An 8,542-nucleotide genomic window follows, 5' to 3' on the forward strand; every position below is an offset into this window, starting at 1 on the left:
GCAGGGCGACCGACCGGAAAAGGGGCCCTGGCCCCGGACCCGGCCCTTCAGGGCCGGGTCTGTCGTTTTCTGGAAGCGATGGTGAAACCGGCCACCGCTTCCCGGGATATTCTCAGACAGAAAATGCGGCGCTGCCGGATCGGATCATTTTCTGTCCTTAAATATCCCCGCCGGAGGCATCCGACACCGGCCAGAGGCGGCCGGGTCAGATCGCCGGGAGCGGCGCGTTTTCCTTCACCCGGAACAGGTTGGCCTGTTTGCGGTCCTCCTGCGGGGTGACGCCGAAGGCCTGGATGTAATGGCGCACCAGCGGCGTCGTGCTGGCATAGCCCACCGCCAGCGCGATCTCGGTGATGGTGTCGTTCGAGTAAAGCGCCATCTGCCGCGCCTTTTTCAGCCGCAGCAGCCGATAGTATTTCAACGGGCTCTGCCCGGTCGAGCGTTTGAAGGAGCGGTCGAACTGGCGGGACGACAGATCCACCGCCTCGGCCACTTCGGCGATCTGGATCGGATCCTCGATATGTTCGGCGAACAGCCGGATCGCGCGGGCGACGGGGGCGGGCAGCATATCCTCGGTCCGGTCCGAGCGCAGGGTGGGGATCTTCTGCTCCACCTCCTCGCCACGCATGAACGGGTGCTGGAACCAGCAGGCCACCTCGGTCATCGCCTCGGCGCCGAGCTGCTGGTCGATCAGCCGCAGCATCAGATCGAACACCGCGGTGGCCCCGGCGGCGGTCAGCCGGCCGCGGTCGATGGTGATCACCTTCTCGGACGCCAGAACATTGGGAAATTCGGCCTTGAAGGCGGTCTCATAGCACCAGTGGACCGAGGCCTTGTGCCCGTCGAGCAGCCCCGAGCGCGCCAGCGGAAAGATCCCGCCGGAAAACGCGCCGATCCCGGTGCCGTGCCGCGCCAGCCGCCGCAGCGCCGCATTCGAGGATCGCGCGTTCTGAAACCGCCCCGAAGGCCCCGAGAGGATGTAGAGCTGATCGACATTCTCCAGATCGGCCAGAGCCAGATCGGGATCGAACCCGACCTCGGCCGAGGAGACCACCCGGCTGCCGGTCTCGGCCACCACGCTCCAGCGGAAGGCGCGGCGGCCGATGATCTCGTTCGCCGCCCGCAGAGGCTCGATCGCCGAGGTCAGGCAGGCCATCGGAAACCCCGGGAAGATCAGGAAGCCCAGATGCAGGCCGTTTTCATTGTGGTGCATGTTTCTTATTCTCTCAGGAAACATATGCGGCTAGGATAGTCTTATTTTCAGCCGTTGGCACCAGGCCCGGATGCACCGGGCCGTGATGGCGGCGGGCAGTTTCGAGGTTTCGATGACCATAGCCAAGAAAAATCCCGACACGACCAAACCCTTGCGCTCGCTGTCGCAGGATCCGCACCGGGTCTCGGAGCCGCGTGAGAAGGTGCTGGAGGTGGCCATCGGCCGCGCGGTGCGCAATTTCCGCCGGCAAAAGGGGATGACGGTCGCCGATCTGTCGAAACAGACCGGGCTGTCGATCGGCATGGTCTCGAAGATCGAGAACGGCATCACCTCGCCCTCGCTGACCACCTTGCAGACCCTGGCCCATGCGCTCAGCGTGCCGCTGACCTCGTTCTTCCGCCGCTACGAGGAACGGCGAGAGGTGATGCATGTCAAATCCGGCGAGGCGGTGATCATGGAGCGCGCCGGCACCCGCGCCGGGCATCAGTATCAGCTTCTGGGCCATATCGGCGCGAATGCGAGCGGGGTGATCGTCGAGCCCTATCTGATCACGCTGAGCGAGACCTCGGACACCTTCCCCACCTTCCAGCACGACGGGATCGAGCTTCTGTATATGCTGGAGGGCGAGGTCGAATACCGCCACGGCGATCAGACTTTCCTGATGCAGCCCGGCGACAGCCTGTTCTTCGACGCCGATTCCCCGCACGGGCCGGAGAAACTGAACAAACTGCCGGCGAAATTCCTGTCGGTCATCTCTTATCCGCAGGCGGATTGAAGAGGCCGGCTGGCGGGGGAGGGGTCGGCTGATCAGCCCAGACCTGCGAACACCGCCCGGCCTGCGCGTCGTTTCATGATTGCGAAGCGGGAGGGATGGGGAGGGCCTGTCCATGTTCCGCCTGGAAATTCGCCTCGGGATGCAATGTGGTTCCCCCGGCCCGCGGGGTGGCGCCAGGTGTTGCGGATGGTAAGCAACCGGCAGGTTTCACGGTTTTGTGGGCAACCGCTTTGGGCTCTCAACAGCGTTCCAGGGGGGATGCCCGACCACGGAGTCGCGCTTACCCTGGCGGCTGTCAATCCGGCGGGGCAATCCGGCGGGGCCGCGCTTTCCGAGGACGCAGCGGATCTGCCCAAATGACAAGGCCGGCACGAAGCCGGCCCCGCTCATTCCCTGTCCGGCACAGGTCTCACTCGTCGGCCCACCAGCCCGGCGAGGTCGGCGCGCCGTCGTCGAACTGCGACAGGTATTCGATCATCAGCGGACGGTTGCGGATGAAACCTTTGTAGGTCGCCAGTTCGTCGGGCAGGTTCTTGATCACCCGATGCAGGCGGCGGGCCCATTTCGGCTGGCTCACCAGATCCTCGAAGCTGATCAGATAGCAGCGGATCGGGAAGGCGATCGCATTCGAGCGCGGCAGCCGGAACAGGGTTTGCAGTTCCACCCGCAGATGCTGGCGCTGACCGATGTTCTCCGCCGACAGCGTGGTCTTGGACGGGCCCCATTTGTGGTAATTCTCGGGGCTGGTGTCCAGCAGCGGATCGACCGTCATCGTCCAGTTGAACCGCCGCACCGGGGCGCCGTGCTGCAACTGAAGCAGGAATTTCAGCGCCCGGTCGAACACGCCCATCTTGCCCGCCAGCGGCACCGGCGCATGCCATTCGTGGAAGCTCATGCCGATGTCGAAATCGAGGCTCCAGTCGGCCTGGCTGGTGACCATGCCGGCCTCGATCCAGAGATTGTCCTCGCGCTGATCCTGCAAGGTGAAATCGCCCTGGGCCTGGCGGGTGATGTATTCCATCGGCCCGTAGGGCAGGGTGCTCTCATCAAGGAAGGTGAACTTGTCGTCGATCCCGAGCGGCCGGTTGATCCAGTGCCACTTGTTGCCGTCCTTGTGCAGCTCGAACCACTGGGGGTAGTCGCGGGCGAAGCTCTCCATGATGAGCTCCAGCAGATCCCAGCCCGCCAAAGTCATATGCGGCAGCGACTGGCAGCGCAGTGGATCGTCGGCCAGCACCCGGGCGCGGTCGCGCATCTCGGAAACGTAATGCTCGTCCACGTCGAAAGCATGCTCGAACACCGAGCCGGGACGGCCCGAGACATGCGGCTCCATATTCACCGAATACATGTAGTCGTCTTCGGGGAAGGGGAAGGGGAACCGTTTGATGGCGGCGGGCGAGTTCTTGTAGGTGTATTTGCCGAAGAAGGACTCGTCGCGGAAGAACGGGTCTTTGAATGCGTCGTCAAGGCTCATCGGTCTTCTCCTCAGAGTTCGATCACAAGCCGCGATCCCTTGAAGCGGGAGACGCAGGGCATGATGTGGGAACGGGCTTCCTTCTGCTCGTCGGAAAGCCAGTGGTCATAGTGCAGCAACTCTCCCTCGGCTTCGCGGACCTTGCATTCGCATTGCCCGCAGGCGCCGCCGCGGCAGAGATAGGGCGCGTCGATCCCGGCGGCCTCGATGGCCTCCAGCATCGACTGGGTGGCGCCGACGTTCACCGTCACCCCGCTGAGCGCCAGATCCACCTGGAAAGCCTCGCCCACGGGGGGGGCGAGGAATTCCTCGGAATGCAGCGCGCCTTTGGGCCAGCCCTGCTTCTGCGCGGTCGAGAGCACCCAGTTGATCATCCCCTTCGGCCCGCAGACATAGAGATGGGTGCCGAGCGGCTGGCCTTTCAGCAGCGTCGGCAGGTCGATCGCCTGGCCCTCGGTGTCGTAATAGCGGTGCACCCGCTCGCCGTAGCGGGCGGAAAGCTCGTTCATATAGGCGCCGAGTTCGCGGTCGCGCGCGGCGTAATGCAGTTCGAACCGGCCGCCCAGCCCGTCGAGCTGCGCCATCTGCGCGATGAAGGGGGTGATGCCGATGCCGCCCGCGATCATCAGATGTTTCTTCGCGCGCAGGTCCAGCCCGAACAGGTTGACCGGCTGCGAGATCTGCATCCGCATCCCGGGCTTGACGCGGGCGTGCATGAACATCGAGCCGCCGCGGCCGCCATCGTCGCGGCGCACCGATATCTCATAGCCCGAACGGTCGGCCGGGTCGGACATCAGCGAATAGGCGTTGAGCCGGCGCCTGCCGTCGTCCTCCATCTCGACCACGGTATGGGAGCCGCCGGAAAAGCCGGGCATCGGGCCGCCGTCCTCGCGCACGAAGCGGAAGCGTTTGATCAGGCTGTTGACCTCGACGACCTCGGTCACGATGGCGGGGATCTTGCTGGCGCCGCTCATTTGAAACGCTCCACGGCTGGCGGGACTTCACCGGGATCTTCGGCGTCGATGCAGACGCCCTGGAAGGCGGCGAGACGGCGCGAGTAATGGTCGCGCACGAAGAGGTTCAGTCCGCAATGGCTGCAAACGAAGGGATCGGTGGTGACGTTCTCGGTGATGCCCTTGCAATGGACGCATTGCACCCGCCGCGCCAGCGAGCCGCGCTGCTCGGTCTGAAGCGCGTCATGCGGCAGGCCCGCTTCCACCGCGTCGCGCTGAACCTGGCCGATCAGCCCCTCGGTCCCGGCGGCGTAAAGCTGAAGGCCCATATGCGCGTCGCCCAGCACCTTCTGGATGCGCTGGCGCGCGGCGCCGTAGCTGGGCGCCTTGCGGAACACCGCTGCGCCGAGTGTTTCGAGCGCGGCCGACAGATCGGTTCCGTTCGCGCCGGGAATATAGACGATATGCGCCGTGGTCGCTATCTCCGGCGCCTGCGCGAACAGGCTCTGCACCGCTTCACCGCCTTCGCCGTCGGCGACGATGAAATGGGTCGATCCGGGCCGGTAAGACAGCACGCCATAGCGCGGGCGCGACTTCATGATTTCATCAGATTGCGTCTGCGTCATTCCTCGTGTCTTTCGCTTTGCTGGTTCCGCTCTGCCCCGAGAGTGGGAATGCCCCCCGCCACAGTTCGCGCATGTGGCGGGGGAGCGTTCAGACCGGAAGTGCTGGCTCTCAGCCCTTGGCGGTGCGGCGCTTCTTCTCGACGTCGTAGAACGGCATCGAATGCGTGGTCGCCGGGATCTCGCCGTGGGTCGCGCAGTTGACGACAACTTTGGTGTCGTTGTTCGCCATTTCAACCGGCAGACGGGCGATTGCCACCGTCCAGTTGTTCAGCGGCGAATGCATGGCCTGGGTGACAACGCCGACCTTCTTGCCGTCTTTGAAGACCGGGGCGCCATTCCCCGGAACCTTGTCGCCTTCCAGCTTGAGGCCCCAGATCTTGAAGCGCTCTTTGCCCTTCAGGCGGTAATGCTCTTCCGCGCCGCGGAAGCCGATCTTGCCCGGCGAGACGGTGAAGTCGAGGCCAAGCTCCCAAAGGGTGTCGCCCCCCGGCTCGTTGTCGTAGGGGTTATTCTCCGAGGTGTCGAACGGATAGAACAGCAGGTAGCTTTCGACCCGCAGCATATCGAGCGTGGTGAAGCGGCAGGGCATGATGCCCATTTCCGCGCCCTCTTCGAGGATGCGATCCCAGACCATGCCGGCGTCCTGGCCGCGCACGAAGATCTCATAGCCGCGCTCGCCGGTATAGCCGGTGCGCGAGATCATCACGGGCTTGCCGAAAAGCGAGGTCTGCATATGGCTGAAATAGTTCAGGTCACGAATGCCCGGGACATGCTTTTGCAGGTAATCAACCGCCAGCGGGCCCTGAAGCGACAGGTCATGCAGGTTGTCGTCGAAACGGATATCGACATCGCGGCCGGTGGTATACATCGCCAGCTGCTCATGGCCCTGGCCGGTGCCATGGACGACCATGAAATTGTTCGGCCCGGTGCGGTAGATCACGCAGTCGTCGACGAATTTGCCGCCATCCGACAGCATGGTCGCATAGACCGAGCGGCCCGGCATGATCTTTTCGACATTGCGGGTGGTGGCGCGCTCGATCACATGGCTCGCGGCGGGGCCGTTCAGATAGACCTTCTTCAGGCCCGAGACATCCATAAGGCCCGCCTTGGTGCGGATCGCCATGTATTCGTCATTGTCATTGCCGACAGTGTAGGACCAGGCCGTGCCCATGCCGCTCCAGTCTTCCAGTTCCGAGCCCATGGCGCGGTGGCGGTCGGCAAGCGCAGAGAATCTCCAGGAATTGGTCATGATTCCTCCCATTTTATTCAGTGAGTGTTGGGGGCAGTCTGTGTCGGTTGAACATGAAAAGCAACATTCATGTTAAAAAAGGTTTCCTCACAGAAAACATATTTCGTGCGGAACCGGCGGTTGCCCAAAGTGTGATCAGAGAAGAAAACCGGGGCGAAGCCTGCGCTTCGCCCCCGCCGTGATCTGTTCCGGCATGGCCGGAAACCGACTGCGCGCCTTGTGGGCGGCTCAGCCGTTGCCTTCGTTCTCAAGACCCCATTTCAGCTTGTCGAGACCTTCGGCCTGATCTTCCTCGGAGACGCGCAGGCCGGTGGTGGCCTTGAGGATCACCGAGAGAATCAGCCCCGTCAGAATGCCGGTGCCAAGGCAGACCGCGAAGCCGACCAGCTGCATCACGATGCCGATCTGGCCGTGCTGATAGGCATAGATGCCTTCCTCGATGCCGATATAGCCGCCGCGAGGGGTGCCCGCCTTGATCAGCCCGACCATGACCAGCGCATAGAAGCCCGCGCCGATGAACAGCGGGAACAGCTTGTGCTCGTCGATCTGGCGTTTGTAGGTGAACTCGTAAACCAGCCAGCAGGCGACCGGCGCCCCCAGCGAGACAAGGAACATCTGCCAGGGCAGATAGACGTCGAAGCCCGGAGCGCCCGAGACATAGCCCGCCAGCGGCCCGAACAGCAGATAGATGTAGTTCTTCGTGCGATACGAGATGATCGCCCCGGTGATCGCGCCCCCGGCCCAGGAGATGCCGTAGTTGTTGAAGGCGATGCCCACGCTGGTGTCGGCCATGGTGACCGAGATCGCATAGGCCTCGGGGTCGACGAAGAACAGGCAGGACAGAATCACCATCGGCAGGCCCGAGAAGATGGTCAGCAGGCCGACCGCCGCCAGACCGATCGAAGGCGCCTTGTAGCTGGGGACCTTCGGGTGCGGCGAGAACATGCCCGGGCGCTTGCCCAGTTGCGGCACCAGCACCATCGCGATTCCGGTCGGGAAGATATAGACGAAGCCGATCCCGAAGAAATCGTGGAAACCGGCGTTGGTCAGCGGGCCGACCGAGCCCCAGGCCGCCCAGCTGAGCACCGAGGACACCACCGTCGCCACCACGCAGGTGACGTAGAAGGCCGAGGCCTTCATCCGCTCGGACACCGCGAAATGCAGAAGCACGTTCACGATGCCGGCGAAGGTGGCGAGGAAGAAGATGAAGATCTGGAACGTGTTAAGCCCCGGCCAGACGGCCGGATCGACATCTTGCGCATGGGCGTTCGACAACGCGCCGAAGAACCACCAGTCCTTCAGCGAATCCATCATCGTGGCGCCGCCCATGATGTAATATTGCCCGGCCCAGAAGCCGAAGCCGATGACGAAATATGTGGTGAAGCCGATGAAGAAGCCGACCATCTTCTCGATGGTCGAATTGTAGAGATTGCCGCTGCGGGTGGTGCCCGCGTCGATCATCAGCAGCCCCGCGACGACCATCAGTGCCCCCACCGTGCCGGAACCGTAGATCAGGTTCTGGACGAGCTGGTTAAGAGTCACCTGTTCCGCGAAGAACGTGGCAGTTCCTTCCATATATGCACTCCCTGTTGTGTTTTCCGGTAGCCTCGACGGGTCCGGTTTTCTGTCGCCTTTGTCCGGTGGACTGATCCGGGCAGGGGCATTTTGCGGCTTGGGTGCCGGTCTCGGGCGGCAGGAGACGGTTCTGCGGCTTTGCGCCGGGTCGCCTGTTCCGCTTTGCTGTGGTGCTTGCCGGCCTCCCTTGCTGTTGCCGCCGCCCGCGGGAACTGGTCCTGTCGTGGTATGGTCCTGGTCTTGTCGCTGACCTGGCGCCCATCGCCGGCACGGATCCACTGTGAGGCCAGGAAAACAGAAAATCAATAATCTCATATTAAAATTTCTTGTCTGTCAGAGAACTTGCGCGCGGCCCAAGGGAAACCCGCCCCGGCGGCGCCCTTCCGACCACCCGATCCCACTGGTCTAAGACTGGTCTTTCGCGTGGTTGCCGCGGGTTCCGCCCCGAGGCCGTTTTGCCCGGCGTGGCCCCGGCCCTCCCGGCTCCGGTCCCGATAATGCTTTGATTGGCCTTCCGTTTGTTCCGGCCCGCCGCGCCGGGATCATGTGGCGCCGCACCCGTTTGGGGCGGTAAAAAAATATTCCCCACATGCAAAAATATTTCTTGCTAGTTTATTGGGTAGGTTTACGATGCTGATTGCGCCAGAGCGTTATGGAGAGGGAGACGAGCCATGTGC

At 63.2% G+C, this 8,542-nt stretch carries 7 protein-coding genes; 1 reads left to right on the plus strand and 6 read right to left on the minus strand.

The annotated features are described in order from the left end of the window. Positions 1-205: 205 nt before the first annotated feature. Positions 206-1,213, minus strand: coding sequence for a GlxA family transcriptional regulator (locus tag XINFAN_RS08595; RefSeq protein ID WP_124086090.1), 1,008 nt, complete (start codon positions 1,211-1,213; stop codon positions 206-208). Between the two features lie 112 nt (positions 1,214-1,325). Here XINFAN_RS08595 and XINFAN_RS08600 point away from each other — a divergent pair, with 112 nt between their 5' ends. Continuing rightward, entirely contained in the window at positions 1,326-1,988 is a 663-nt protein-coding gene (locus tag XINFAN_RS08600; protein WP_124086096.1) for a helix-turn-helix domain-containing protein, read from the plus strand. Between the two features lie 409 nt (positions 1,989-2,397). Here the strand turns inward: XINFAN_RS08600 and XINFAN_RS08605 are convergent, their stop codons facing one another. The 5 genes from XINFAN_RS08605 to XINFAN_RS08625 form a co-directional block, all read right to left on the minus strand. Beyond that, the gene (locus XINFAN_RS08605; RefSeq protein WP_124086091.1) at positions 2,398-3,462 is read right to left on the minus strand and encodes a heme-dependent oxidative N-demethylase family protein; all 1,065 of its coding nucleotides are present in this window, start codon (positions 3,460-3,462) and stop codon (positions 2,398-2,400) included. A gap of 11 nt (positions 3,463-3,473) precedes the next feature. Continuing rightward, positions 3,474-4,436, minus strand: a complete 963-nt coding sequence (locus tag XINFAN_RS08610) for a PDR/VanB family oxidoreductase (RefSeq protein WP_124086092.1) — start codon at positions 4,434-4,436, stop codon at positions 3,474-3,476. After that, positions 4,433-5,041 (minus strand): dimethylamine monooxygenase subunit DmmA family protein, encoded by a 609-nt coding sequence (locus XINFAN_RS08615; protein ID WP_124086093.1) that lies wholly within the window; start codon positions 5,039-5,041, stop codon positions 4,433-4,435. Before XINFAN_RS08615 ends, XINFAN_RS08610 begins: the two co-directional genes overlap by 4 nt. Before the next feature lie 109 nt (positions 5,042-5,150). Continuing rightward, positions 5,151-6,290, minus strand: coding sequence for an aminomethyl transferase family protein (locus tag XINFAN_RS08620; RefSeq protein WP_124086094.1), 1,140 nt, complete (start codon positions 6,288-6,290; stop codon positions 5,151-5,153). Positions 6,291-6,518: 228 nt separating this feature from the next. Then, positions 6,519-7,865 (minus strand): ammonium transporter family protein, encoded by a 1,347-nt coding sequence (locus tag XINFAN_RS08625; RefSeq protein WP_124086095.1) that lies wholly within the window; start codon positions 7,863-7,865, stop codon positions 6,519-6,521. Positions 7,866-8,542 lie beyond the last annotated feature (677 nt).

The organism is Pseudogemmobacter humi, from assembly GCF_900609055.1.
In the GTDB taxonomy this organism is placed as follows: Bacteria; Pseudomonadota; Alphaproteobacteria; order Rhodobacterales; family Rhodobacteraceae; genus Pseudogemmobacter; species Pseudogemmobacter humi.